Below are 26,898 nucleotides of genomic sequence, written 5' to 3' on the forward strand. Positions count from 1 at the left end.
TGTTTAAGTTGCCGGCATCCGCCTGCTTTTTGGTGGACACCCGGGCGTACAGGACGACGCCTTCCTGCCCGGCGTCCAGTTGGCCGGATTGCAAAAGCCTGTTTAGTTCGTCCATGGAATACCGACGCTGACCGCCAGGTAAACGGACAGGCTTGATCAAACCTTGCTTCTCCCAGTTGCGCAGGCTGTTCGGATGTACACCTAATTTCTTTGCCGCTTTGCTTATGGTTAATAGTTCCATAAGTTTATTGTATTATATTTGTTATGTTTTATCAAGTATTGTCGGAAATAAGGTAGCTGTTACGAACCTCCTCAATTCACTGCGTTGGCATCTGCCAACTGATAACGACGCCCAGGGCCTCGTTGTTTCATTTTCTAAAGGTTGTTATTTTATCAAAATTATAGAATTAACATCAACTGTTTATCTGTTTATAATAGATATCACCTTAATTCAAAAAGGGACTGTTCACTTCTGTTATAAAAATCAATTCCATTATTGGTCAATAAATGACAGTCTACAAAGTTTATTTCTGTTTCCAAACTATTTCTTAAAATAAATCTAATTACGTTTGTGGCATTACCGATTTTAATACCCAAGCCAGTAAAGGAATTATTTACGCTGATCATTGTATTAACTGGGGCCTGTCTATCTAAACTCTGACCGGTACCTTCATACTCATGTTGCTGCCTTTCCGTTGAGCAGTTGAATGCATCCAAATCATAAATTGTATAAATTTCAGTACCGAGTTGTACCTGCTGACCCTTCATACTCATTAACCAATAAAAAAATTCTTTAGACAGATTAATCCCATTGAAAATTGTGGGTCCCCATAATACTGTACGGTTATGTGTTCTTTTTAGTAGTTTTGATCTTATTTTGGGGAAAAAATTATCCGATGAAGCTACTAAAATCTTGACAGAGCCATTAAGTTCAACAAACAACACAGATGCTAAATGAACACCAACTGCTATGTCCCTCGATACATTTGGAGCTTGTTCCTTTTTAACATTCAAGAATTCTACTTTTGCATATGCCGGTAAGCAACGAACTAACTCACCATTAACATTAAACTCAACAATTGAAGATTGAGTAACCGTGGCATTCCCGTCTGAAGGGATCCATGCATGGTTAAAAGTAATACCTATGTCTTCTTTGGTTTCTCTATAGTCCCTATTTAATAGAGGTATCACAGTATCTAATGACGTATGATTTTCAAGTATCCATTGCTGAACCTTTTTCTTTTTACCGTCAAACATTAGTTACCTCCCTCTATAATCTTGCATTTTCTAAAGATATCTCGCTGGATCTTAGATTTTCACATTTTCAAGGACAAGATTTATGGTCAAGTTTTACATTAATGTATTATTATGGATGTGAATGTGTATACCAACAAAACTGCGTCCTTTTTAAGTTATTGCGGCCATTGGAATCCACATACTCTCCGGCGGCGTACCCTCCCATTTCTCACAGGGTCATGGCCCTAAATTTCTTCGTTCTGCCTGCCCATGAGGTGGTTGTCAGTCATGCTCCTATGCTGGGTCTGTGCCCTTAAGGATGTTATTCAATCTGACTAATCCTGGCTCCTACATGATTTCTTTCTTTAAACCATTATAGTCTCTATAAAACTTAATAAGATGTTTACTATCTCTATCATTAACATCATAAATCAACCTGTGTAGAAAAGAAATTGATTTTTTATCAATAGCATATTCTGGCATTATGCTAACATCACAATTACAATTTATATCAGCATCTCTGTTTTCTGCAATTATAAACTCAAAACACCTTGTGAGGGTTCCTTGCCCTTTCCCTAATAACTGCTTAACCATTTCGGATAAGTCAATAATAAAACCACTAGAATATCTTCTAATTAAATGATTTACTTCTGGTATTAAGGTAAAATAATCTTCTGGAACAGTGTTTACAATGATACCGCATGGCTTTCCTTTAAGCATCCTAAGCGCAATCCATGAAAATAAACTACTACTTTTCTTAATCTTTATTTCTACCCTGACAGTCCTTTCAGCTTCACTATTAAGAGTATAATAAAAGTAGTTTGTTCTATCTTCACCTGTTACTTTATTTTCTAGTGATATTGATATAATTAATGGTCGTGTAAAATATTTGAAATATGATACAACAAAATAAAGCGACATCGCCACCAAAGTAACAACTGAAACCCTAGCAACGTTAGCAAAAGCTGCTGTGCTAGGGTCCAATAAGTATGCACTAAAGGCAATCAAAAATTTTAAAATTTCTATAGGCAGTTGGGGAAAACTATTTTTAAGTATTTTCATTTAGGCCCTCTTGAAGATACCTGCTTTGACCAACAATAACCGGCCAAAGTAAATTATCACTTAACAATCGTTGAAAATCTTGTTCGGTTGAGTAAGTCTCCAGCACCCCGGTTGAAGTAATTTTGAATTCTACATTTCTATAAACAAATACTATTGACTTGATCTCTGTTCCATACTCCTGGTTAAGCTCAATAATGTAATCAAGCAATCCGGTATAATTTCTTGTTTCTATAAAATTGTTAATGTCACATATTTCTTCTGATTGATCATTAAGATTTGTAAGATTAACTTTTTTTATAAATATTCCTAGCTTAGGTGCATGTATGATTAGTTCTGCAAACCATCTCTGTAGAATGTGTACCTCTCGTAACCCAACAGATTTAACCAGAGATATACGTTCTTTTTTTTCTATCTTTAAGGTATCAATTCCTACAAGATTACAGCAGTTAAAATTATAAATACCTGGGGAAGCGTTATTAGATATTTTCCGCCAATCTTGTTCGTAAAGGAAAATACTCTTCATAACCGCACCCCCCTTAAGAAAAATTCCATGCAACATGGTACATGTATATATTGACATTTTACTGTTTATATCCTTATTTGTAAATTTCCATTTTATTCTTTGCATCTGATACAAATTACACTACCTCTTGTTTTATTGCGTTTACTGTCCTGCATTGAAAATTTACTTACTTTTAAGATATTGAACTACTCCCGCCTATAGAGGCGGGAGATTCCGCCGCTTGTAGAAGCGGCGGTCTTCTGCTGAAAAGATGATAAAAAGACTAAACCTTACTCCTGCGGTAACCGGCTGCCTGTGCCTCTTCCTCGGTGAAGAACCAGGCCTCGGGTATGGTTTTATCATAATACCGTCCACCGGGGACGTGGTAAATCTTCTCCCCTTTACTATTGATATTACCTTTAATGGTTTCTCCGTTGGGGCCGGGGCCTTTGGACAAAGACATTGGAGCAGACTGGGCGGTCTGCCCCTGGCCCTGGGAGTACTGGCCGCCGCTGCTCCAGAGGCCGCGGCCACCTTCTCTTGCTTCCCGCTGTAGTTTTACGAAAAGATCGGCATACTTGACGTTGGGCGGAATGGTCATAACCTGGGCGTAACCGTCCAGCAACAGCTTGGCGTTGTACATCTTAGCCCGCACCTCCGACTCACTATCGGAAGCCGGCTGCTCCAACCAGATATAAGCCAGCAATCGCCCGTATTTATCCCTTTCCTGAACATCCTTTTGCAACCAGATTTGTTTACCATCCAGTTGCGAGCGGGTAAATTTTTCTGCCTCGGGTCCATAATATTCCACTGGTTTACTGGGGTGGTGGGTTTCCGGGGTATTAACCCCAATCATGCGCACCGTTTCATCCCGGCCGTTGATACTGACGTGTACGGTATCACCGTCTATCACCCGGGTGACAGTGGCTTTAAGTAGTGGTAGGGTTTTATTTTCTCCCTGCACAGTGGTGGTAGTTTTAGTTTGGGTTTGAGCCGCCAGGGATACCTGCTGTGCTCCGGCAGCTAAACTCATCTGTTTTACCTCACTGGTAGAAGTACTTCCACAACCACTGAAGACTACAGTAAAAAGCATTAAAACAATGAAGGTTAGACTTATGCACCAGGTACCTTTTACCTTGTTATAGATAAAATTGAATCGTCTTAATTCCATAAAATTATCTCCTCTTTTTACGAAGTTTTCCGCTTATATTTCCACATTGTGCAGTTTCTCATAAACTTTAGGGAGTAAAAATTCCATTAAGGCATTGGCAAATTGTTCATCATCAAGTATTTTCATAAAGAATTTTTCATTCTGACTCATCCTATCAACTACCTTACCCATAAATGCCTTTTGAAAAGCATAGCGGAAATCTTCTATAGTATTATTTTTTGCTTTAGTAACCATTTCCGCATCACGGGTAAAATCTTCTTTAATCTGTTCCACCGATAACTGTTCTGCTGGAGTAAAATCAGTACCGAAACGTTTATTAAGCTGTTCAATAATGGTGGAAAGCTGTTCCTTTTGTTCTTCTGTTTTTCCATTACCAACAAACCTGACTGGCGTCAAAGGTATGGTATTATCCTTAGGACAAAGCGAAAGGCTTCCCTCGAAAGTTTTTTTGTTCGTATAGTATTCTAAAGCCACTTTATCCGTTAAATCTATGCGGGAAGTTTTGCTTTTGGGGAGTTTCTTCAAAAGATAAGTCAGGTACAGGTACAGCTTAAAAAGCTCCACATCTTCAAAGGGTGTGATTTGGAGCAGGAAGGAATACAATCTGGTGAATTTCACAGCTTGACTGTTAAAATCATTCCCCGTGTCTTCGGAAAGCTCTTTAAAACGTTTCACGCCAGCATCAATAATTGAATTCATTTTTGCCCTGTCACGGGAAGTTTTCTCCCCGTCAGGTTTATAGTAAAGCTTTGCAAATTTCGTTACTTCTTCTTTCAGATATACACTGTATGCATCCAGTTTTGTTTGCAGGTCATAGACTAGGTTGGGATCAGTGGTTTCTTCCACAATTGTTTTTTCATAGTAAGGCTTAAAGGCTTCCTGAATATCCTCTGCCTTGTTGACAAAATCTAATATAAACGTATCATTTTTGCCAGGGCATGTGCGGTTGAGCCTGGAGAGGGTCTGCACCGCCTTTACTCCTGAAAGTTTCTTGTCCACATACATGGTGTGGAGCAATGGCTGATCAAAACCTGTCTGGTATTTTTCTGCCACTAAAAGAACTTGGTATTCGTCTGTTTCAAATTTGGCAGGAAGCTCAGTTTCCCTGATATTGTTCATTTGGGATTCTGTATAATCAATTCCTCCGTCCTGCACTGTTCCCGAAAAAGCCACTAAGGTTTTCAAATCCTTATAACCTTTTTTTCTGATGTAATCATCAAAAGCCAATTTATACCTTACAGCATGCAGCCTTGAACTGGTTACTACCATTGCCTTAGCCCTGCCGCCGATCTTGTGCATGGTGATATTGCGGAAATGCTCCACCATGATTTCCGTTTTCTGGGCAATATTGTGGGGATGAAGGCTGACAAAACGAGTCAGGGCTTTGGTGGCTTTCGCTTTATCGAAAGCTGGATCGTCCTCTATTTTTTTGGCGATCTTGTAGTAAGTCTCATAGGTTACATAGTTCTGCAGGACATCGAGGATAAAGCCTTCTTCAATAGCCTGACGCATAGAATAAAGATGGAAGGGATGAGGCAGACCGTCAGGATCTTTGGTGCCGAACAACTCCAGGGTCTTTGCCTTGGGGGTAGCAGTAAAGGCAAAGAAACTGATATTGCTCTGAGGTCCCCGTTTTTTCAGTGTATTTAAGATTTTTTCATCAGCATCTTCGTATTTGTTTTCTGCTTCTTCGTCCAAACGTTGAGCTTCTTCCAAAGAGTTTGCCGACAGAACTTCCTTCAAAGCACCCATATTCTCTCCAGCGGAACTGGAATGTGCTTCGTCAATTATAACGGCATACCTGCGTTTTTCAAACTCTGCCACTTTATCGAGGATAAAAGGAAATTTCTGCAGGGTGGAAACAATGATCCTTGCCCCGCCCTTCAGTGCTTCGGCAAGCTGGCTGGAATCCTTATCAATTTTCTGAACAACCCCGTATTTGTGTTCCAATTGGTAGATGCTTTCCTGAAGCTGTTTGTCCAACACCCGCCTGTCGGTAATGACCACAACGGTATCAAATACCGAATTGTCTTGATTATCATGCAGGTTTGCCAGACGGTGGGCAAGCCAGGAAATGGTATTGGTTTTTCCTGACCCTGCACTGTGCTGGATGAGGTAATTCTGCCCTGCGCATTTTTCCTTTGCATCCTGCTCCAGTTTCCTTACGGCATCCAACTGGTGATAGCGTGGAAAAATCAATGTTTCCTTGATGTGTTTTTTGCCTTTATCGTCTTTGAGTTCTTCTTTTTTGAGGAAAACAAATTTCTGGACAATGTCCAGTAGGATGTCCTTCTGCAGCACTTCATTCCAGAGGTAGTCGGTTTTAAGACCATCAGGGTTTTCGGGGTTGCCCTTGCCACCGTTACAACCTTTGTTAAAAGGCAGGAAGACTGTCTTTTCGCCCGCAATTTTTGTGGTCATGTATGCTTCGTCGGTATCTACGGCAAAGCAGACCACCGCCCGCTTTTTAAATTGAAAAAGAATCTCGTTGGGGCTTCTGTCTTTTCTGTACTGGCGGATGGCGTCTTCATAAGACTGCCCCGTGAAAGCGTTTTTAAGCTCCAGCACTACAACAGGCAAGCCGTTGATAAAGATGACCATATCCACACTGTTTTCGTTTTTAGTGCTGTAGTGAACCTGTCTTGTTACCGAAATCCTGTTCTTGTTATATAGCTCAATCATTTCGGCGTTCAAACCGCTGGCAGGCTTAAAGTATGCCAGATCGAGGTTGGCGGTGTAATCCCTGATACCGTGCCGTAAGACATCCACCATACCCCGATTAGCAAGTTCCTGATTTAAGCGGTAGAGAATTTTCGCTTTATATTGGTCTTTATATGCTTCCTTAAACTTCTGGATCTTTTTTGGCTGGGTGTCCTCCAGGAAGTTAAACAGCATTTTGGTGTCAATGGCGTATTCCCTGTCGAAATCGGCGGGATCGCCTTTGATATATCCGCCTTTTAACAGGCACTCTTCTACATATTCTTCAAAACCTTTTTCGGAAAGCTCTACGGGTGTTTTAGGCATTTTATGCCACTCCTTCCGTATTTGGAGTAAAGTCCCTCACATCAATTTTACCTGTAACGGCTTCGGAAATAAGGGACTGGCGGTATTCTTTGAATTTGGCGATTTGGGTTTGGATGTTTTTTATTAATCCGTCAAAAAGTATATAGATTTTATTAATATTTTCTAATATTAACATTTGTTCTTGAACATTAGGCAAGGGTATAGCAATATTTTTCAAAGTATCCGAATAAATAACTTCAATTGTTGTAGCATTGCTTTGATAAAATAGCTGGTTACTCACGATATTTGTATTATTGAAAATAAGTTGAAGGTATTCAGAAATAATCTTTGAATTATCAACTTGTAGTCTTATTAAACAGGGATGTAGTATTCCTATTTCACAATCTTGAGGCAATATTCCTACCTTTCCGATAGTTCCCCTTGTAGTAACAAGAATATCGCCAGGATATACAGTGAAAGCCCGCAACTCTTTATATTTTTCATATGATGTATAGTTATCTCCATTTATAAAATCATTGTCTAAAACATTTCTCTGGTTATATACCTTAATTTCTCCTTCTTTCATTTCTTCAGATTTTAATTGGCTACCAAAAGGCCCTGGTTTAATTGCATCTTTTTTGCTAACAAGCAAATGTTTAATCCTTTTCACTTCCCAATGTTCTGGTATTTCCCCAATCCACTCTACGCCCGAATCCTTCATGGGCACATTCTTGTTAAGCCCTTGAGTAACAGCTTCACTGATAATCGCCTGCCGCTTTTTCTGCAGAAGCTGGATCAGTTTTTCCTTATCGGCAATAAGGCTGTCAATTTGCGCTGTTTTTTGGTCGAGGAAATCGGCAATGGCTCTTTGTTCGTTTTTATGAGGAAATGCCAATTTAAAATGTTCAAAATCATGCCTTGATAGATACTGCTGTATTGCACCTTCACCAAGATGCTGCAGTCTTTTTGAACTTGCATTAATGGCATAGTATAAAAAAATAGAATCTAAATCTTTAATAGGCACTATTCCTATAAAAGTTTGATTCGATATGAGTGGTCTTTTAACAATAACCGTTGTCCCCATATTACAACTACACGTACATAAAACAGTCCCAATAGGATATACCTTAAGATTCATTTTCTTAACTAATTCTTTTGAAACTCTTTGCTCTGATTTTGAATCCTCAATATATTTACCATCAACATCTTCTATTCTAATCCAAGGTATATCACCATTAAATTCTGTAGGCTTATCTCTCATTGGAACAATCATTCTTGCTCTATATCCTAATTTTGTAATATTCCAGTGTTCTGGTATCTCCCCAATCCACTCCACGCCCGAATCTTTATATTTCTCATACCTCTTATAAGCCATTGCCTATCACCTTCTCCAGCTTCTCCCTTATTCTCTCTTCCAGCTCCACAATTTCCTTCAATATTTCCTCCGACGGGCGCAGGGGCTGGTATTTGTAAAAATGCCTTGTAAACGGAATTTCGTAACCGATTTTGGTCTTACTTTCATCTATCCAGGCATCGGGCACATGGGGCTTGACTTCACGTTCAAAGTAGGCATAAATGTCCTCTTTTAGGGGCACATTTTCGGTATCCCGCAGGTCGGGATCAGGTTCAGGCTTGCCCTTGCTGTCAGTGCAGATGTCGGCGGTCTCATCTTTTTCCAAAAGCCCTGAAAGCAGGACTTTTAAAAGGCTATTGTCAAGAGGAAGTCCCCCTTCTTTAAATGCTTTCTTTAATGCTTTGATAAATTCGTCCCTGTTCCTATACAGCCTGGTCTGATCCATTGAGTGTAGTATCTCAATTATCCTCTTTTGCAGCGCATTACCTTCTTCTATTTCCTGCAGGGCAGCAGAACCCTTCTTTTTTGACTCAGCAAGTTTGATAAATTTTGGTTCATTTTTCAGGTTTTCAATCCGTTCATTGCTCACCATGAAGTTTAGGCGCAGGGGCCTTTCCACTGTAATTTTCCGATAGCCGAAGTCTTCATTATCAAATATCTTGCAGTATTCATTCTCTTTAAATTCCCCGTAAATGCGGGTGATTTCCCTAATCTGTTCTTCCGTTATTTTATTGCGTTTGTTGCCGAGGCTCTTGCGCATTTTCTGATAAAAACTTGTGGCGTCAACAAGCTGGATTTTGCCTTGCCGCACGGGGCCTTTTTTCGGGTCGGCGTTTTTGCGGTTGGTAAGAATCCAGATGTAGGTGGAGATGCCCGTGTTGTAAAAAAGCTGGTCGGGTAAGGCAATAACGCCTTCCAGCATATCGTTCTCAATAATCCAACGGCGGATTTCCGATTCTCCAGAGCCTGCATCCCCTGTAAAGAGGGGGGAGCCGTTGAAGATGATGGCAATGCGGCTGCCCTTTTCGTCATCCCGCATTTTGGAAATGAGGTGCTGCAGGAAAAGCAAAGAACCGTCCGATACCCTGGGAGTGCCTGCGCCAAACCTGCCGTTAAAGCCCTGGGTTTCGCATTCTTTTTTAATAAACTTCTCCTGTTTTTTCCAGTCCACACCGAAAGGCGGATTAGTCAGCATGTAGCGGAATTTCTTGTCCTTGTGTCCGTCATGGGTAAAGCTATCGCCTAAAATGATATTTTCAGCATTTTGTCCTTTGATGAGCATATCTGCTTTGCAGATGGCGTAGGACTGGGGGTTGATTTCCTGCCCGAAAAGTTCCACCTGGATATCAGGGTTCAGTTCCCGCATGTAATTTTCAGCTACCGAAAGCATTCCGCCTGTACCTGCACAGCAGTCGTAGACAGTCACAATCAGTCCTTTTTGAGTAAGTTCCTCGTTGTCTTCGTTTAGAAGAATATTGACCATCAGCTTAATAACTTCCCTTGGCGTATAGTGGTCGCCAGCTTCGCCGTGTTCGGAAAAACGGCGGATGAGTTCTTCAAAGATATAGCCCATTTCGGTATTGCTTACTGTTTCAGGGTGAAAATCTACTTTGGCAAATTCTGATACCACCAGGTAAAGGAGGTTGTTATCATTCAATTTGGTGATTTGCTTGTCAAAATCGAAGTATTCGATGATTTCTCTGGCTCCTTTGGAAAAGCCGTTGATGTAGTTGCGTAAATTAGCAGCGATATTGTCGGGATCGGCCAGGAGCTTTTCAAAATAATACTTACTTATATTGTGAAAGTTTTGCCCCGATATTTTATTGAGGATGGGGTCCATGTTGTGCAGCCCCATTTTTTTAAGCTCCTCGTATTTCTTGAGGACTTCATCTTTTGTAGGAGACAGCACGCAGTCAAAACGGCGCAACACTGCCATAGGAAGGATTATATCTCCGTACTGTTCCTTTTTATAAGGTCCTCTTAAGAGTTCCGCAATTGTCCAAATAAAATTTACTTTGTCTTGAAAGTTATCCACTATATATCACCATTCCTTTCTATCGCGTAGATACCCCTGCCCTTTAGGCATGGGGAGGAAACGCGGCGTGGGCGTCAGCCCGCCACTGCCGGGCTTAATTTTGGTCAATAAATTTATGGTAAACTTGTTCATATGTTTTTTGTATATCTACACTTTGGGTATCCAGTACAACCTAAGAAAAAACCATAGGGACCATTTCTTACTTTAAGTGTTTTGCCACATTGCGGACAAATCATTGGCTCATTATTTTTTCTCAATTCCTCTGTTTTTATTTTTACTTGGTCTTGAACAGCTTTTTTACCAGAAATAATATTAAATAACAGGTTTATTTCATCTGTAGTTCCACCGTGAAAAGGCTTATAATTTTTCTCCGCTTTAATTTTTACCCATGCGTGACCAACATCAAGAACTTCAAAGCCTTGTTCTTTTAAAAACTCTGCTATTTTGTACATATCACACGTACAGAAAATGCAGTCTGGGTTATTTATATGTTTTGCATAATGATGCCAATGTTTCAATTTGGTTGCTGTTAGATTAAAGGCTTTTTCTTTTTTTATGTAAGTCATATTCAATTCACCTACTTTTGGGTAATGTATAATTTATTTAAGTGTCTCTGTATAGACATACCCCAACCCATACACCTTCGCCCAGGAGCCCTCTGCCTTTTCCCGGACTTTTAACATCTTTTCAACGTTGGCGTCAATCATATCACAATGGTGAATGATGTACGCTTCCGGAATTTTAGGAACAACCGGCGAACCGTATTCCAGTTGACCGTGATGGCTGGCCACAATATGCAATAACTTAACTGTTAACTTCCATTCCACCCCTGCCTCTTTAGCCAGATCCCGCAGCAGGAACCCACCAATCATAATATGGTCGAGAAACTGGCCTTCATCGGACATGGCCAGAACGCCTTCAGACCAATCATAAGCAATCATCTTGCCAATATCGTGAAGCACCCCCCCTACAATTAACAAATCCCTGTTTAGCCCGGGCTGCCACATAGAATTAGCCATTTCCGCAACACTTACGCTATGCTGCAGGCATCCCCCTATGCAGGCATGATGGTGTGTGACAGCACCAGGTGCTTCCGCAAACCTTTCTCCGTGCTTCTCCTTAACCAAGGTGAGCAAATTAATTAACTGGCTGTTTTTAACCTGGGAAGCAAGAATATCCCAACGTTTCCATAATTCTTCTAAAGGAACAGGACAGACCGGCAGAAATTGTTTTGGGTCGTATTCTTCTGGTGTTGCCGGCCGGAACGAGGTTATGATAAGCTGGAACTCTCCTCTATACTCCCCTACCGTTGCCTTAATGTAGAGTACCTTTGCAGTAGGGGTCTCGCCTTCATAGTCCCAGTGTTTGGCTGCTATTTCATTGCACCCATCGGTCAGCTGCAGATTAAGGTACATTTTGTCCCCGGTTCTGGTCTTTAGTACCTGGGCGGATTTAACTGCCAAAAGGCCCTCTATATTGTTGTTTAGCTTCAGATTGGAAAGTAGGCTCAAATTTTTTCTCCTTTCTCTGCTATTTTAAACTTACCCTCATTTATACTTCTGCCTGTTCCAGGGCGGCCGCCATAGTCTTTTCATCAGGCAGAGTATAAACTTTTGTAGTAGACAGGTTTGAGTGCCCCAATATAGTAGCAACTGTCACCAGATCAATATTAGAACGAACCAAATTAGTGGCGCAAGTGTGCCTGAATATATGCGGGTGTAATTCCAGCCTGGCAAAGTGGCCCAGGTTATCTATGATATTTGAGACCTGGCTTTTAGAAATATGTCCACCAAGCCGGCCGGGGAAAAGATAGTTGCTGTTAATCCCCTTCTTCTCCCGTTCAGCCAGCCAATCAAATACTGCTTTCCTGGCTTCGGGCGGGACCGGAACCTTTCTTACCTTTCCCCCTTTACCAATAATGGTCATGAACCCGTGCCGTTCACCTAAGTCCAGCTGCGACAATTCAAGCGATATAAGTTCACTTAACCGTAAACCGCACGAAAGCAACAGCCGGATTATGGCGATATTACGAATATTGCCCGAACGTTCTACTTCCCTAATCACCCTGTTCTGTTCATTTCGCGTTAGCGCTTTGGGTTGAGTTTGCTGTATTTTAATATTTTTCGGAAAACTGGGCATACGGCCTATTAATTCTTTTTCCAACAACCATTCCAGGTACAGCCGGATTGTTTTCATATAAAGATTAATTGTGTTTGCCTTTAGTCCTTTGATGTTTTGTAAAAAATTCTGATATTCCCGAAGGTCTACTGATGTTATGTCATTGGGTTCCGGGTAACGTCCGTTCGTTTCAGAATACCATTTAAAGAATGAGTTAAGACACCGGCGGTAGGTTGCGATACTCTTTTCCGAGTTACCTTTTTGGTAACGGGTATGCTGTAAAAAATCGGTCAATAAGTTTATTCCACTCATTTCTTGCTCTTAGCACCCCCTTTTTACTAACAAATTAATTATACACCCACCCTGTGAGTGGAATAAATGCCAGTTTATTCTATATGTTTATTCTACTCACGACACATCACCAACCCTTTCTGCCGCGTGGATGCCCCTGGCTTCAGCCCTGGGATGGTTAAGTTCGTTTCAAACCCTTATAGGTACATCAAAAACTTTTTGCTGCCAACATTTGTTTAACCTGAAATTCAAAGTTTCAAACCCTTATAGGTACATCAAAAACGAGGGGGAATAAGCAAACACTAAAGGTAATCACAGACAGGTTTCAAACCCTTATAGGTACATCAAAAACCTTGTCTGAGATGATCATATTTGTTGCACCTTCCTCATAAACATACCATAAATTAATTATACAAATTCGTATCCCCCAGCAATTTCTTTAAAAGGGTGTTTCTTTCAATAGGTTTATTATTTTTAATGGCAATACCCAAAGCCTTATAATTACCAACTAAAATAACTTTTTTCTTGGCCCGGGTAATGGCAGTATAAATAAGATTTCGGGCTAACATAATCCAATGGGTTGTGTGTACCGGTATAATCACTGTAGGAAACTCGCTGCCCTGACTTTTGTGGATACTAATTGCATATGCCAGTTCTAAGTTTGCCAGGTCCCCATTTGAGTAAGAAGCCTTTTTATCGTAAAACTCAACTGTTACCTCGCCATCCTCTATGCTGGTGATAATGCCCATATCGCCGTTCATTACTTCCCGTTCGTAATCATTTTGGGTCTGGATCACCCTGTCCCCTACTTTATATTTTGTAGAACCATATACCAGTTCTTTGCCCGTTGGATTTAACCTTTCTTGCGCCAATCTATTAAGCTCATGTGTGCCGATAATCCCTTTTTTCATAGGGGTCAACACCTGGGCATCAGGGTACTTTTCAAGAAAGGTTAGAATGGCTTTCTGGACATCCTCCGGATTTTCCCGGTCTACCAGTACGAAGTCATCCCTGTAATGGTTGATACTAACCATTTGTCCTTTATTGACCCTATGGGCATTTGTAATAATCATTGATTCAGCCGCCTGGCGAAAAACTTTTTTTAACATAACTTTGGGAACATCGCTCTTTAAAATATCTGCCAGGAATCTACCGGGGCCTACACTTGGGAGTTGGTCTGCATCCCCTACAAAAAGAAGTCTGGTTCCTGTTCTTACGTTTTTCAGTAACCAATGAGCCATTAAAATATCAATCATGGATGATTCATCGACGATTATTAATCCATAGGGAAGGGGTTCTTCTAATGTAGGTTTCCCCTCCTTGCCGATACCTAAGAGTCTGTGAAGGGTTTGAGCCTCCATTCCCGTTACTTCTGCCATTCTCCTTGCGGCCCTACCGGTGGGAGCTGCCAGGGCAATAGCTTCCTTGGGGTAAATCTGACGATAAATTGAAACAATAGCCTTAACAGTTTGGGTTTTACCGGTACCGGGGCCACCTGTAAGCACCGAAAGACCGTTTCTCATCACCATTGCAACAGCTTCTCTCTGCTCATCAGATAAAGTAAATGTGGGGTTGTGGGTTTTTTGACGTTCTGCGGACTCATATAAAAGTGTTCGGCCCAATACAGGTATCTTTGGGAATTGAATTAGTAGTCTTTCAATTTCTTTAAAGATTTGGATTTCTTTTTGTCTGACCCAATCCAGGCTAACCCGATCCTCCTCAATGTGAAGCTGTTCTAATTCTTTTAAGGGAGCCTCAAGGTCGCCGGCTTCTACATAAATAAGGTCTTTTTTATTTAACAACTCCAGGCACCGGTCAATTAATTGTTCTTTAGTCAAGTAACAATGGCCGTTATTCCAAAGTGCTTCTTCCAGGACAAATAAAATACAGCCCTTAATACGGTCAGGTGAGTTCTTAGCAATACCCAAATTCTCAGCTATTGCATCAGCCCGGTCAAAACCTATTCCTTGAACTTGCGTCAAACAATAAGGATTTCGCTTAACGTACTCAACCACCATGCGCCCAAAGGTTTTATATGCCCTGATTGCTATTTTATTAGTTAATCCATAATCACGCAGGTATTTGACAATCTTTTGCAGTTCATAATTTTCCAATACCGAACGGGCAATGGCTTCTGCTTTTTTACCAAGTCCTTTAACTTCCATTAGGCAGTTAGGGTTTTCCAAAATGATGTTAACAGCGTTAGGCCCTAACTGGTCAACAATTTTTGTAGCGATTCGCTTCCCTACGCCTTTAATAAGCCCGGATGAAAGGTATTCAATAGCAGTAGCCCGGTCAGAGGGAATCATTTTTTCCCAGGATGTTATTTTTAATTGTTTACCATATTTCGCATGATTGACCCATTCGCCAGAGATTACCAGTTTATCGTTTTCCTTAACTGCTAAGTTCCCTAAAGCAACAAAAGAATTGTTTTTTTTATCTGCCTTGGGGAGAAATTTGAAAATAGTAAACTCATCAGAACTAAAAATAACCCTCTCAACCAGTCCGTGGTAAGTAATCTTATCAGGACTCTCATCAGGACACAACTTTTAACTCTCCCCTTTCTTCTTTTAAATCTCTCTTAATTGCAATCGCAGGAGTACCGCAATCTCTCCGCCTTCTGCAAGTATTTCTTTTGTTAGTCTTACGGCCTTTTCAGCTTTGGTTCTAAGCATATCTTTCTCAGCTTCTGCCGATATAGATCGTTTATATTCTTCCTGCATCTGGCGGGTACTCCAGCCTTCATCGGCTGCCCTACTAATCCATCCGATCGGATCGGTGGTCTTGGAAGCAAGTCTATGATGATAGAAGGTTAAAGTGGGTACGCGCGTACCTGGGTCAGAAAAGGCTATAAATGTCCGCACATATTCTCTAACATTTGCCGGAGACATTCCGGTTTCGACCGATATTTGCTTTGGCGTCATCTCCATATATCTCATTATGGTTAACGCCGCAGCCTGGTTCCATTTGCCTGCGGTACATTAGCCGTTCTCGGTTTCTTTCTACCTGGCCTTGCAGGAGTTGGCATTCCCCGGCCAGCAGTTCTTTCTTTTCAGTGATAGCTGAAAAACCTATGCTTTGGTAGCCGGCGTCTATACCTAGGGTTATTGGCTGCGTGTATTTTGTTGTTTCGTAGGTCAGCTGAATGGTGAATGGTTTGGCTTTAACCACCTTTGCCCTACCATCCCTCAGCATCCGGCGCGCCTTGCCATACCGTTCTGTGGGCATGAGAGGTTTGCCTTCTTTGGAGAGAACGTATACCATAGTATCCCTCTTTCAGAGATAAGTCAGCCTTGCGGCTGTTGGTCCACTTCGCCCTTGTTCAAAGGGGTTTTTGCCGGCAGCACTTCGCCTACCCATCAGCGATGTTTAACCACCGGCCGCAGTGTCCGGAACGTGTGGAGTATCCCGGAGTGCCTATGTCATTCCCTTTGAACGGCTCCTTGCTTTGCAAGGGGGCTAATCAACCAGGCTCCTACAAGCCCCCGCCTCTATAGGCGGTGGGTAGTTGACTGTCTCCTTTCGACCTAGCAATTCGTCAAGCGAAACATTAAAATAATCGCCTATCTTTAGCAAAACTTTTTGCGATGGCAGGCAAGAACCTTTTTCGTATTTGCAAATTGTGCTTTCGTCTAATTTTAAAATTTCAGCCAATTTTTTCTGTGTAAGTCCTTTTTCTGCCCTTAAGTTTTTTAAATTTTTTGGAAACATTTTTAAATCCCCCAAGAAGTTTTTCTAAGCCAGGCCTTATTTTACTAAGGTTAACCTGTTTCTTGCTTTTCGTTGATTAAAGGGAACAACGTCTGTAAAATTAAACTTATCGAGATTTTTAAAAATTTCTTTTAAAAAAGCATTTATTTTATCAGCATTGGAAAAAAGTAAAACTGAGCCATCTAAAAAAGTGTTTCCTAAAACAGAATTAACAAGATCACAAATAACTGGTGATAGGGTATTGAGTTCGTGTTCATAATACTCCAGCATAGTTTCAATATATTCTATTTCCGCATCTGCTCCAACAACAACGATTGGCAAAAATGCAAAACCTATTATCATATCTTCACGAGTTTTGGTTTCAAGATTCTTTGCGGTTGCTCTTAAATTCTTCGGAACTTGATAAATATCTTTGAGTCTATCATTTTGGAATAAATCTTCAATATTTTCTTCGATTTGCTGCAAACTATCAGGAGGTATCAATCTATCGGCAACACTATACTTTACACCACGACAACGTAATTTAGAGATAGTTTCGTAATTAGGCAGGTCAGAAAATTTGTTTTTTAAAACATCAATTATACGATAAAGTGTTTTTTCAGGAAGCCGAGCCCCTATGGTCTTAATATCCTGTTTATCTTGAAAGATTAAAGGGATAAATGCAAATATAATTTGAACAGTGCTGCATTCTTGCAGTGGTGGTAAGGGCAGGATAGGTACTAATTTATTGAGTTTTTCCATAGAATCGGTATCCTCTGCCATTTTTAACGCCCATCTTCTATGAGCATCGACAGTATCTATACCTTTGTTCCACTTACGGTATTCCTCGAAGACAAACGGCACATCAATAATCCTAACTGGTTCCTCTTCAAAATGCTCACGATGAAAATGCCGATTAACAAGGTAATCTTTATAATCTTCAATGTTTCCACCAAAATATTTTTTGTAGTCTTTAAAAGGATAAATAAGCATCACAACCAAGTTATCTTTTTGAATTATTCCTGGAATAATTTTAATACACCTGCCTTTCTGAATTTCTTGTTGACTGAGTAGGAAACTATGTATAATTAATTTATAAACATCCCGGCAAGCCCCGAACCCAACTAATCTCTTATTAGGGGATAGCCGGAGTTTATTTTAATTATAAAATTGATTATTACTCAAGTCAAACCTTTATAAAGAAAATATTTTACTGATTATATTCTTGTCAGTGACCCCACGCCTAAAGGCGGGGGCTTGCGGTGGTAACGCTGTGAACTTTTGTCTTTAGTGCAAAAGGGTGGGACGGCGGTACTCCTATCCCTGAAGGGCGGAAATTCTGCACTGTGTGATTTGTTGAAAGGAGTTTTTTTTATGAAAACATTAGGTGAAAGAATCAAAGAAATTAGGGAGTCATTAGGTTTAACCCAGGAGGACCTTGCTAAGAGGCTTAAAATCAAAACTGGAAGCACCATAGCGCAATACGAAGCAAACAGAAGTAAGCCATCTTTGGAAATGCTCACAAAAATAGCGGATATTTGTGGTACAACTACGGATTATCTTTTAGGGAGAACAGATGAAAATGAATCAAATGAAATTAAATTTATTGCCCGAGCTTACGAAGAACTGCCAGAGGAAAAAAGGCAAAAAGTTTTGAGGTATTTAAAATTCTTCATTGAGGAAGAAAAGAATAGTTAAAAAGAGGTATCCGCAATGCGGCAAACAGCAGTGGTCAATTATTCAGAGGCAATTGCCGGAAGAGCACTCAAAAAAGCTGGGATTTCCCGACCTCCGGTAAATCCAGTAACAGTCGCCATATCACTCGGCGTTATTGTTAAATTTGTTTTCGATGACATCCCCCCGGCACAAATTTTTCAGGTGAAAGATAAATATTATCTTATCATTAAAGTCCATAATGACCATGAAGCAATGAATTTTGTTATAGCCCAACAGTTGGGCCATTTATGCCTAAACCATTTCACAAAATACGAGATGGACACTCCCTCACAAAGCAAACTTTCCAAAGAGGTTACTGAATATCTAATTAAAGAAGCAAACGATTTTGCAAATAAACTATTAATGCCTGAGTCATGGTTAAAAAAATATTTCAAAAAATTATCCATTCAACAAATTATGGAAACTAAATACTTGTTTAATGTGACTTATAAAACATTAATTGACAGGTTAATCGAAACCGGTTTTGCAACTCCGCGGATTTATAGTTTTTTCCCGGAATGTGAACTACCCCCCACTTAGCCTGCCGGCTAGAAGTGGGGGCTTCCTGCTTCAATGACCACAGCCTACTGTCGCAGGTCTTACACAGTCTCCACAGGCGTCAATTCGGGTGGTCCCCACCCTACTGAAAAGGTATTTATGCAATCATAGCCAAACCACGGCGTTCGATTAGTTTTGCTGACACCAAGTCCCTGGGTTCTACTAAACCGCATATAGGGCACCGGTGGATACGAACGGACAAGTCCTTCGGCACACTGGCGCCACAAAGGCATTCCTGAGAAGTACCCTGCGGCGGCACCTTTAGAAATACTTTACCTTTCTGGACAGCTTTGTACTCCAGAAAATTCCCAAACATAGACCAGCCGGCATCATGAATAGACTTAGCAAGTTTCTTATTTTTAGCCATATTTTTAATCTTCAAATCTTCCACAAAGATATACTTATACCGTTTTACAACAAAATTGCGGCAGGTTTCCCCCGCCTCTATAGGCGGCGGGCGGAATGCCGTGTACTGATTAGACTGCTTTTTTCCATGTTTCAATCCACGCGCCCGCGTGGGGCGCGACAATAGAACCACCGGGGCCGCTGCTCTCCTTTCGGAGAACCGTCTAGTCAGCTAGTTTCCCCTGCCCCCGCCAGGGCAAGCCCCCACTTCTATAAGTGGGGGTAGTTGACGATGGTAAGTAAGAAGAAAGACTGAATGACTATTTGTGTCTAATTTCATAGCAATAATCAGCCCTTTATGCTATTGCTGCTGATTATATTATACTAGAAATATTTTATTAGAGTACCAAAAATCGGCAATTCATCCCACCACTTTAGAAGTGGGGGAATTTTTGCCGAATGATGTTAAAAAACTTTTCCCTAAAAATACAAACAAAGGGAACGTTTTGCCAACGTTCCCTCTGTTTATGCTCGTGAAAAAAGTTAACGAATGGGCAATACCACAGAGAAATAACTGTTATCGTTCCATAGAAATATGGGACTTAACTCGCCTGCCATCCCTAATGTGACTTTGCCTGTAAACCTTTTTAACGCTTCAATAAGATATGCTATATTGACCTTAATCTTTAGCCTATCCCCTTCCACTTCGGCCGGAATTTCTTCGTTCAATTTTCCCCTTTCAGTCTGCACGGAAAGAACCAGCCTATCAACAACATGAACATTAATGATATTGTTTTCAGTTAGGACTTCCGCCCTTTCCAAAGCAGCTAAAACTCGTTCCGTCTCAACAGTCACCTTGGTATTATGTTTCTCCCTGATAACTTGGCGGTAATTGATGTACTCGCCGGAGATTAACCGGGTCATCAAAACAGTATTTCCGTAATTAAATATAGCCTGGTTTTCTTCGATGGCGATATTTACGTTTCCATCACTCAGAAAACTGCTTAATTGCTTTAGTGATTTAGCAGGAATTATTACTCCCCCATCAGGAACACCGGCCCCGGAGATTGTTTTTAGTGCCAACCGGTGTGTATCCGTTCCAACGAAATTAATCTGCCCATCTTTTGCATCAAAATACAATCCCTCAAAAACGGGACGGTATTCGCATTTGCCAGCCGCAGCATACACCACAGCGTCAATAGCTTTTTTCAATTCCCCTGCGTCCATTGTGAACGTACTGGATACAGTTTCAGGAAACACCGGAAAATCCTTAGGATCGTAAGTGCTTAGGTGTGCGTTAGATTTTCCGTATTTTAGAACCAGTTTATTGTCTTTGACTTCCAGCACCAAGTCGGGTTCTGTTATCTTCCTGACGATGTCAAGCAGTTTAACAGGAACACCGATTTCGCCCGGTTCGATAATGTTTGCAATCGTTGAGCTTTTGATACCAATCTCTAAATCGGTTGCAAACGCTGTTATTTGTGAACCTTCGGCCTTTAAAAGAATTCCGTTTGCCAATGTGTCAATGGGTGTTCTGGAGACTGCTTTTCTAGCAGACGCCAAAATGTCTAATAAGTGATCTCTTTTGATTTGGATTTTCATTTTTCTCCTTTCCGGTCTGCCGGGGCCGGGTGGCCCAAACAAGCAGACCACCCGTTTTTTCTCGCCCCGGGGAAAGGCTTTAGTTAGAATATATTATTTTAAAAAATTTTCAAGCAAATCGCCCATATCGCCCATAGTGTAATAATCTTTCAAAAGAGAAGCTATTCGGTCGGCTTCTCTTTGAACCTCAATTTTACCTTCAGGAGTTTTTAAATAATCTCTGGCCTGCCAAAAAGGTTCGAGATTACGCCCGTTAGATGTACCAACTATTTTGTCGTCACTTATACGAGAGATAACTTTATCCAGTGTAATTTTATAAGCCCAGCAATTAACTCTCTCATTAAAAGATTCTTGATACATCTTAATGTTCTTGTTTTTTGTAATTATTCTCCGTAGTCTTAGTTTATGTTCGTTAACTAGTTGGAAAGACATCCCACATTCGGACGGGACACCCAAACCATCTCCACCAAGAGCTTCTTCCCAGTCCCTTTTTCGTTTTTCCCATTGTTCTTCTGTGCATTCCTCGTCAGGATCAGTATTGTTCCAGTAGCCATAATATTCCACCATTGGAAGTTTGCTAAAAACACTTTCGAATTCTGCCTGTTCGCTATAGAACAATAACAATATAGAATCCTGAATAGGAATGGCATAAACGGTGCACTCAAAATCATACTTAGGATTTCTTTCCTGAGTAATTTGGATTTGTCTCATTTGTTCGCGGATATAGCGTTCTGCAACAGATAGAGCAGAACTGTGTTTTGTTATTTCACTGTAATTCTTCTCAATACGTTCTTTATAGCTGTTAGGATAAAGAGTTTTGATATCCAGGATGTTAGTAGCTATATTAACTACCAACTCTGTATAAAGTTCTTGAGCTAATGGCTGAATAACCTTTCTGGCATCCTTCATCCAGTTATTGAGTTCCCTAAGTGTGAAATTAGGGAGTCTATATCCATTGTATATTTTAGTACTCATGACAATCTCTCCCTCGAAGTTAGTAGTATTTTTAGGTTGAGTTTTATAACGTTTTTGAAATGCTCCCAATTGCCTTGAACCGTTAAGTAAGTTGATGGTACAAAGGACAGTGTAAATTTAATTTTTCTGAGAGCAAGATATTCTACAAAATCTTCTGGATCAAACCCATTTTCTAGTTGACTTTGTATCTTCATCAGGATACTTGTGCAGTCAACTGACGTTAATTTATCAAATTTAAAATAATAGCATAGAATCTTAAAGGATTCTATGCTATCGAAACCTATTTCCAGAAGGTTATCGTATTTTCCGTTTTCACCAATCCATTTTCCCATTATACGTCTCCTTTCCCGGTGTACAGAAAAAACCCAACTTCAACTATAAGGGGACAGGGTTCTTTCCCGTACACATTTAATACCAGGGTGCCTCTGCCGGGGTAAACACTTCCCCCGGCAGGTTATCTCCCTATTCTATGAAACCCAACCCGGGTGGAGCTCCACCATGCCAGGTGTTTTTCCTCCCCCAGAGGGACCAATATTAGCCCATAACATTCCCATACCGACAATGATGTCTGATTCGTTCATATTGGTGATGACTGCCTTGGCATGAGTTACTTCAGCAATCATCAAATTTTGCCAATCCTCTTCGGTGAGCCTTACGTAAACTGGGTCAAGAATTGCTTCTCCATCCCATCCCAGTTTGCGGTAAAATTCTGTTAACCGTTCACCTGGGCTATCGGCTGAAAGGGTTGGTATAGGGAGTATTTTTACTTTATTTGACATTTTTCAAGGGCAGGCCCCCGACGGCCCGCCCTTTTCACCTCCTTAAAGAGATTTTAAGAAAGCGGGCCGGGCCGCCTAGAATATTTTTCAGGTATCTCCGGCTATGCTGCTTTTTCCAGCAGATAGCGGTATTCTGACGGGATGTGTTCGGATAGTCCGTTCTTCTCCCAGTCGGTTCCATAAAAACCCCAGCAGCTGTCAATCTCGTTTCCTTCAGCGTCCTTTAGGACAAACCCGTAGACATCGCCTTCCAGCCACTGGCTATAGGTTTCTACTTCCGACTGCAATAATTGAACGGCTCTATTTGCCATTACTTCTTCTACATCCGACAGCGGCACGCAGACGATATTTTCGTCTTTTCTGAAATTCGCCACCTTATTGTAATCAAAATCCACTGTAAGTGTACTATTTTCAATAGATATAATTTTTCCGAAACCTTTGTCGGCATATCCTTTTAACTTGACGAGCTCGCCGACTACAGGTGCCCTATGTTTGTCGTGGCTGAATAGTTCACTTTCCGTATAGCCGGTTTCTTTTCGGAATCGTTCTTTCGAGCAATATATCCATCCTACCTGACCGCTGTCCCACGGGCAGCTGAAACCAGTGGTGTTCATGGTAATACCGCTGTGGTCGTACAGGTACAGAGGTAAAATAATAAACTTCTGCTCTATTACCGCTAAAATCTCATCATCTATCGCTTTGTTGTATGCCCCATATGACCGATATACTTCTCGGTCTATGCTGTTTCTAATTTTTTCGTATATCTTCTCTGCTTTTTCGGTATCCCCGACAGTTTCTTCGAGGAGCCAGAACAAGAACTCATCCTTGTCGGCAAAACGGTGCTGGTCGCCCAGGTTATACCTACGGTGCCAGCATACCATTGTGCCCAGATTATCCCATTCGCGAGGATTTTCAGCATCCTCGTCATGGAAAATGGTTAATATGGCTTTTTCGTCTTTAAATTCCTCATATTTATACATCCTAAGAGGGCAGGCTCCCGGCGGCCCGCCCTTCTCACCTCCTTAAAATAGTGTGAGTTGAGGCGGGCCGGGCCGCCAACTAAACTGATTATTCTATTAATCCATATATTGTTAGCCCAATCAGGCTAAACAACAAAATAAATAAAAACCCTTCTGGACAGTACATCAAAATATTCCACCCGAAGTACACCGCAGCCAAGATTATGACGGGGTACTTAATCCGTTCCAGCACCAAATCAATTGACTCGGCCGGAAACCCTTCAAAGGTGGAATCTGTGGAATCTGTAGCAGAATTCACTTCCTCGTGTTTATAAATATCAATCTCAATCTCTTTTACTGTCATCGCAGTACCCGGAGGGATTGCCCCTGGGGGCAATTAAATCCCCCAGGGCAGTTCACCTCCTTTTTAAAAATTAAGTTAACATCATGTCGAACAGAGTAAGCTGTTCGACTGGTTCCACTTTTTTGCGTTTCTTTTTAATCGGCTTCTTGGTTGCCTCAACCGTTCCCCACAAGTCTGTCAGTACAGACATATCATCTTTTACAGGTTCAAAGGGCGAAACCTCGGTATGCCCGAACGGTGAAGTTTCACTTGCTTCGATGGCTTTTTCTTCTTTGGATTCTTCGATTACACCGCAAAGACGTTTGGTTTCTTCGGTTAATTCTTTCATGGCTTTTCTTAATGCCTCTTGGAATTTATCTTCAGAGACCATAACGATTTTTTCGTCGATGTCTTTAGCGGCGATCTTCTTCCATGTATCGGCCATATCGGAATCAGCGATACATTCAGCAATGCTTTTAGCCAGAGATGAATGAGCATCCTTGCTGTATTTGCTCAATTCACTCCGGTCAAGCCGTCCCTCAACGATAAGTGCATGCCCTCTTTTGAGCATTACATTCTCAAATTGAGGTACTTGTTGGGACTGGTTATAAACCATATAGTAAACTCGACATTCTCTTGTTTGACCAATACGCCACGCTCTGCGGGACGATTGGCGAACTATGTTAATGTCATAGTTCATTTGGTAAAAAATGATCGTCGGGTAATTGATGATGTTAAGGCCCACCTCAACAAGACGCATATTGGCAATTAATACCTTAATACCCTTAATCTTTTGGGCTTCCAGCCAGTCAACACGTTTTTCGGGACTAACTGAGCTTGAAAGAATTTTTGCCTCAATCCCGTGAGCAGCCAGGACTTCTTTGATTCTTGCATCTACACCGTAAGTATCAGTGTAGTTGCAATAGATCATAACCCCTCTGTCTTCGGCTAGTTCTTTTTTAACCAGTTCTACCAATGTCCTTTCCTTGGCGTGGTAGTAGTCTCTTGGCAGAGCCGGAGCGTTATAAATTTCTTTGCCGATTTTAACCGAGGCTCCCAGGTGGGGAACATCAGCATAGTTTATTGTTGCCGGGATAAATTTACTGAAAGCCCCTTTTGCTCCTTTCATGGCAGCCGTAGCACAAACGTCATGGAGCCTGCTGTGAAAACTCCTGTAGAGGCTTCCGTGTTCTTTATCAAAGTCAATAAATATCGGGATTTCTTTTAACTCTGGCAACGGTAGACCTAAGTCTGACAACTCCCGAAATACTGCCCGGTGTAATATAAATTGTGCCGTCATTCTCGGAGCAATACCCGGCTCCTCGGTAGGCTGTCGCTCGACTTTTTTCCTTCTGGTTACAATTCCTTCATCTTCGCCGGTGGTTTCTATAATTTTCTTGACTACCCCGAAGCGCTGTGCCCAGGTAACTGTCCCTGATTTATGGTTAAACCCTTCTTCAAGAAGTTCCTCCGGGGCAATACGCCAGAGGATTTCTTTAATAGATGACGATTTACCGTTTACCAGGGTACCGGTTAAACACAGTACCCGTTTACTGGCTTTCACCAGTTGGGCGAAAGCGTCTCCCCGGCCGGAATCGGCAGCCTTCATCTGTTGTATTTCATCAAAGATTGCCAGGTCAAACCATTTCTTTAAGTGGCGTTTAAACAACACTGAAATGAAATACCTTGGCTTGTTTTTAGTTTCACCCCTTGATTTCACCGCAGGCCGCCAGAGCTTAGCCTTGCAGTTGGGGCAGTTGTTCATTTTCTTGTTCCATTTTACCGCCATATCAACAGGCACCCCGTTGGGATGGCGTTTTCTGTAATGTTCCGTAGGCCCCAAATCTTCATCGTCAGCATGAACAAAGGTATTCCAGCCTGCCAATATGTCTGTTGTCATTCCCGACTCATCTTTGTCGGTATAAATAATGGGTTCTTGACACTCAGGGCAATGCCATGCCCAGGTGTCTTTTGAATTTTTTAATCTCTTCCAAACTGCCGTACACCACGGGTCAGGTCCCAATTTTGCCCGGTCTGTAGATACCAGGATAAAATTAAGGCCTTCCCGGTGTTTCCCTGCTTTCACTTCCTGTATATACCGCAGAGCATCTTCGGTACTTTTTATAATTCTTGTGGTGGCATATGGCAGTTGGACATTAATTTCCTCCACAACCCACTTTGGAATTGTTATTGACGGGGCCATTATCAGCACATTTTTCACTCCATCTTCGTGGTGCATCACATGAGCCACGGTCAGTGATGTGGCTGACTTACCCGTCCCCATGTCCCCGACATCAAAGCAGTTGCCTTGTTCCCGCAGGGTATTGATAATCCCCTGGGCGCTGTGAGCTTGTGCGGGGAATGGTATTCTTTTTTGTTTTGCAATCCAAGGGCTTAACGGGTCTTTGCCCGGGACGTGCCGGGGGCGGATGTTCTTTAATTTCTCAACGAATATATGTGCGTTTCGCATCATATATTCTGACCAGTTCCAGGAAGGGTCAAACAGCCCTTCCGGTTCAAAGGGGGAGATCTCTGGAATCTTTAATCGACCATCTTTAAGTCTTTGGTCGATTTGGTCCAGAATGAACTTTTCGTCGTAATAGTCTTTGGGGATATTAACAATTTTGCAGGACTCTGTTGGGAGAAGGTTCCCTACTGTTTTACGAACCATTTCCTGAATATGAGGGTTCTTCATTAATTCAGGATAAATGGGGTTCATAAAAATAGTGTAAACATCCTTATCGGGAAGCATATCGTAGTAGAGCATCACCCATTCCCGGGGCAAGGCAAACTGTGAGGAATAATGTTCCCCTACGGCCTTTCTAACATCCCCGTCAAGGGCCATAATTGCTTTCCCTTCGGTCTTTTCGATATAGACTGCCTTTTTAGAGATAATAACCCCATGTGTTATAACCTCGTTTAGCTTAACTTGGGTAAATGTGTACCCAGAGCCGCCCTTTAAGTCCACAGGGGGTTTATCTTTTTCAAGGAGATTTAAGTCCTTGCCTGTTGTGATAGACGAACAAACGGCGTCTACCGCTGTTGCTGTCCCCGCAAAGCTGGCGAATAGAATTTCACCTAACCCATCTGCGATTATACAGTGGGCATCAACAGTGAAACTTCTACCTGTGGAAACTACATATAGTTCCATTCTTATCC

At 41.4% G+C, this 26,898-nt stretch carries 26 protein-coding genes; 2 read left to right on the plus strand and 24 right to left on the minus strand.

What is annotated here, in order from left to right; translation table 11 throughout:
* The 16 genes from BUB67_RS09410 to BUB67_RS09480 form a co-directional block, all read right to left on the minus strand.
* Positions 1–241, minus strand: a 241-nt coding sequence (locus tag BUB67_RS09410; protein WP_073239256.1) for a MerR family DNA-binding transcriptional regulator, incomplete at its 3' end; no start/stop codon positions are given.
* A 200-nt stretch (positions 242–441) separates the two neighbouring features.
* Positions 442–1,257, minus strand: coding sequence for a hypothetical protein (locus BUB67_RS09415; RefSeq protein ID WP_073239161.1), 816 nt, complete (start codon positions 1,255–1,257; stop codon positions 442–444).
* Positions 1,258–1,584: 327 nt separating this feature from the next.
* Entirely contained in the window at positions 1,585–2,298 is a 714-nt protein-coding gene (locus tag BUB67_RS09420) for a hypothetical protein (protein WP_073239163.1), read from the minus strand.
* A complete protein-coding gene (locus tag BUB67_RS09425; RefSeq protein ID WP_143157035.1) occupies positions 2,285–2,821 on the minus strand; it encodes a hypothetical protein in 537 nt (178 codons plus the stop codon). Before BUB67_RS09425 ends, BUB67_RS09420 begins: the two co-directional genes overlap by 14 nt.
* A gap of 262 nt (positions 2,822–3,083) precedes the next feature.
* Positions 3,084–3,971: a thermonuclease family protein gene (locus tag BUB67_RS09430; protein WP_073239167.1), complete on the minus strand. Its 888-nt coding sequence runs from the start codon at positions 3,969–3,971 to the stop codon at positions 3,084–3,086.
* 33 nt (positions 3,972–4,004) lie between these two features.
* Entirely contained in the window at positions 4,005–6,995 is a 2,991-nt protein-coding gene (locus BUB67_RS09435) for a type I restriction endonuclease subunit R (RefSeq protein WP_073239169.1), read from the minus strand.
* A 1-nt stretch (position 6,996) separates the two neighbouring features.
* Positions 6,997–8,349, minus strand: a complete 1,353-nt coding sequence (locus BUB67_RS09440) for a restriction endonuclease subunit S (RefSeq protein WP_200798159.1) — start codon at positions 8,347–8,349, stop codon at positions 6,997–6,999.
* A complete protein-coding gene (locus BUB67_RS09445) occupies positions 8,339–10,363 on the minus strand; it encodes a type I restriction-modification system subunit M (protein WP_073239171.1) in 2,025 nt (674 codons plus the stop codon). The genes BUB67_RS09440 and BUB67_RS09445 overlap by 11 nt, the downstream gene beginning before the upstream one ends.
* A gap of 128 nt (positions 10,364–10,491) precedes the next feature.
* Positions 10,492–10,929, minus strand: a complete 438-nt coding sequence (locus BUB67_RS09450) for a topoisomerase DNA-binding C4 zinc finger domain-containing protein (RefSeq protein WP_073239173.1) — start codon at positions 10,927–10,929, stop codon at positions 10,492–10,494.
* A gap of 33 nt (positions 10,930–10,962) precedes the next feature.
* On the minus strand, positions 10,963–11,874 hold the full coding sequence (locus BUB67_RS09455) for a 3'-5' exoribonuclease YhaM family protein (protein WP_073239175.1): 912 nt from the start codon (positions 11,872–11,874) through the stop codon (positions 10,963–10,965).
* Between the two features lie 40 nt (positions 11,875–11,914).
* Entirely contained in the window at positions 11,915–12,793 is an 879-nt protein-coding gene (locus tag BUB67_RS09460) for a tyrosine-type recombinase/integrase (protein ID WP_073239177.1), read from the minus strand.
* A 383-nt stretch (positions 12,794–13,176) separates the two neighbouring features.
* Positions 13,177–15,318 (minus strand): SF1B family DNA helicase RecD2, encoded by a 2,142-nt coding sequence (recD2, locus tag BUB67_RS09465; protein WP_238457009.1) that lies wholly within the window; start codon positions 15,316–15,318, stop codon positions 13,177–13,179.
* 24 nt (positions 15,319–15,342) lie between these two features.
* A complete protein-coding gene (locus tag BUB67_RS16635; protein WP_143157036.1) occupies positions 15,343–15,696 on the minus strand; it encodes a DUF1016 domain-containing protein in 354 nt (117 codons plus the stop codon).
* Positions 15,644–16,036, minus strand: a complete 393-nt coding sequence (locus BUB67_RS09470; RefSeq protein ID WP_073239179.1) for an RRXRR domain-containing protein — start codon at positions 16,034–16,036, stop codon at positions 15,644–15,646. The genes BUB67_RS16635 and BUB67_RS09470 overlap by 53 nt, the downstream gene beginning before the upstream one ends.
* Before the next feature lie 195 nt (positions 16,037–16,231).
* Positions 16,232–16,483 (minus strand): helix-turn-helix domain-containing protein, encoded by a 252-nt coding sequence (locus tag BUB67_RS09475; RefSeq protein WP_073239181.1) that lies wholly within the window; start codon positions 16,481–16,483, stop codon positions 16,232–16,234.
* Between the two features lie 36 nt (positions 16,484–16,519).
* Positions 16,520–17,458, minus strand: coding sequence for a hypothetical protein (locus BUB67_RS09480; RefSeq protein WP_143157037.1), 939 nt, complete (start codon positions 17,456–17,458; stop codon positions 16,520–16,522).
* A gap of 378 nt (positions 17,459–17,836) precedes the next feature.
* Here BUB67_RS09480 and BUB67_RS09485 point away from each other — a divergent pair, with 378 nt between their 5' ends.
* Both BUB67_RS09485 and BUB67_RS09490 read left to right on the plus strand, forming a co-directional pair.
* Entirely contained in the window at positions 17,837–18,160 is a 324-nt protein-coding gene (locus tag BUB67_RS09485) for a helix-turn-helix domain-containing protein (protein WP_073239186.1), read from the plus strand.
* Between the two features lie 15 nt (positions 18,161–18,175).
* Positions 18,176–18,718 (plus strand): ImmA/IrrE family metallo-endopeptidase, encoded by a 543-nt coding sequence (locus BUB67_RS09490; protein ID WP_073239188.1) that lies wholly within the window; start codon positions 18,176–18,178, stop codon positions 18,716–18,718.
* 115 nt (positions 18,719–18,833) lie between these two features.
* On the opposite strand, the gene BUB67_RS09495 is transcribed toward BUB67_RS09490, so the two are convergent.
* The 8 genes from BUB67_RS09495 to BUB67_RS09530 form a co-directional block, all read right to left on the minus strand.
* Complete coding sequence (locus BUB67_RS09495; RefSeq protein ID WP_238457010.1) at positions 18,834–19,238, minus strand: RNA-guided endonuclease InsQ/TnpB family protein; 405 nt, start codon at positions 19,236–19,238, stop codon at positions 18,834–18,836.
* 386 nt (positions 19,239–19,624) lie between these two features.
* Positions 19,625–20,683 (minus strand): DNA polymerase III subunit beta, encoded by a 1,059-nt coding sequence (gene dnaN / locus BUB67_RS09500; RefSeq protein WP_143157038.1) that lies wholly within the window; start codon positions 20,681–20,683, stop codon positions 19,625–19,627.
* Positions 20,684–20,776: 93 nt separating this feature from the next.
* Positions 20,777–21,658, minus strand: a complete 882-nt coding sequence (locus tag BUB67_RS09505) for a hypothetical protein (protein ID WP_073239192.1) — start codon at positions 21,656–21,658, stop codon at positions 20,777–20,779.
* Positions 21,655–21,990: a hypothetical protein gene (locus BUB67_RS09510; protein WP_073239194.1), complete on the minus strand. Its 336-nt coding sequence runs from the start codon at positions 21,988–21,990 to the stop codon at positions 21,655–21,657. The genes BUB67_RS09505 and BUB67_RS09510 overlap by 4 nt, the downstream gene beginning before the upstream one ends.
* A 135-nt stretch (positions 21,991–22,125) precedes the next feature.
* The gene (locus BUB67_RS09515; protein ID WP_073239196.1) at positions 22,126–22,437 is read right to left on the minus strand and encodes a hypothetical protein; all 312 of its coding nucleotides are present in this window, start codon (positions 22,435–22,437) and stop codon (positions 22,126–22,128) included.
* A gap of 101 nt (positions 22,438–22,538) precedes the next feature.
* A complete protein-coding gene (locus BUB67_RS09520) occupies positions 22,539–23,417 on the minus strand; it encodes a hypothetical protein (protein ID WP_073239198.1) in 879 nt (292 codons plus the stop codon).
* An 88-nt stretch (positions 23,418–23,505) separates the two neighbouring features.
* Positions 23,506–23,793 carry a hypothetical protein gene (locus BUB67_RS09525; RefSeq protein ID WP_073239201.1) on the minus strand — a complete coding sequence of 96 codons (288 nt, stop codon included), beginning with the start codon at positions 23,791–23,793 and terminating at the stop codon, positions 23,506–23,508.
* A gap of 37 nt (positions 23,794–23,830) precedes the next feature.
* Complete coding sequence (locus BUB67_RS09530) at positions 23,831–26,890, minus strand: DEAD/DEAH box helicase (protein ID WP_073239203.1); 3,060 nt, start codon at positions 26,888–26,890, stop codon at positions 23,831–23,833.
* Positions 26,891–26,898: the final 8 nt, after the last annotated feature.

This window comes from Desulforamulus putei DSM 12395 (assembly GCF_900129195.1).
GTDB lineage: Bacteria > Bacillota > Desulfotomaculia > Desulfotomaculales > Desulfotomaculaceae > Desulfotomaculum > Desulfotomaculum putei.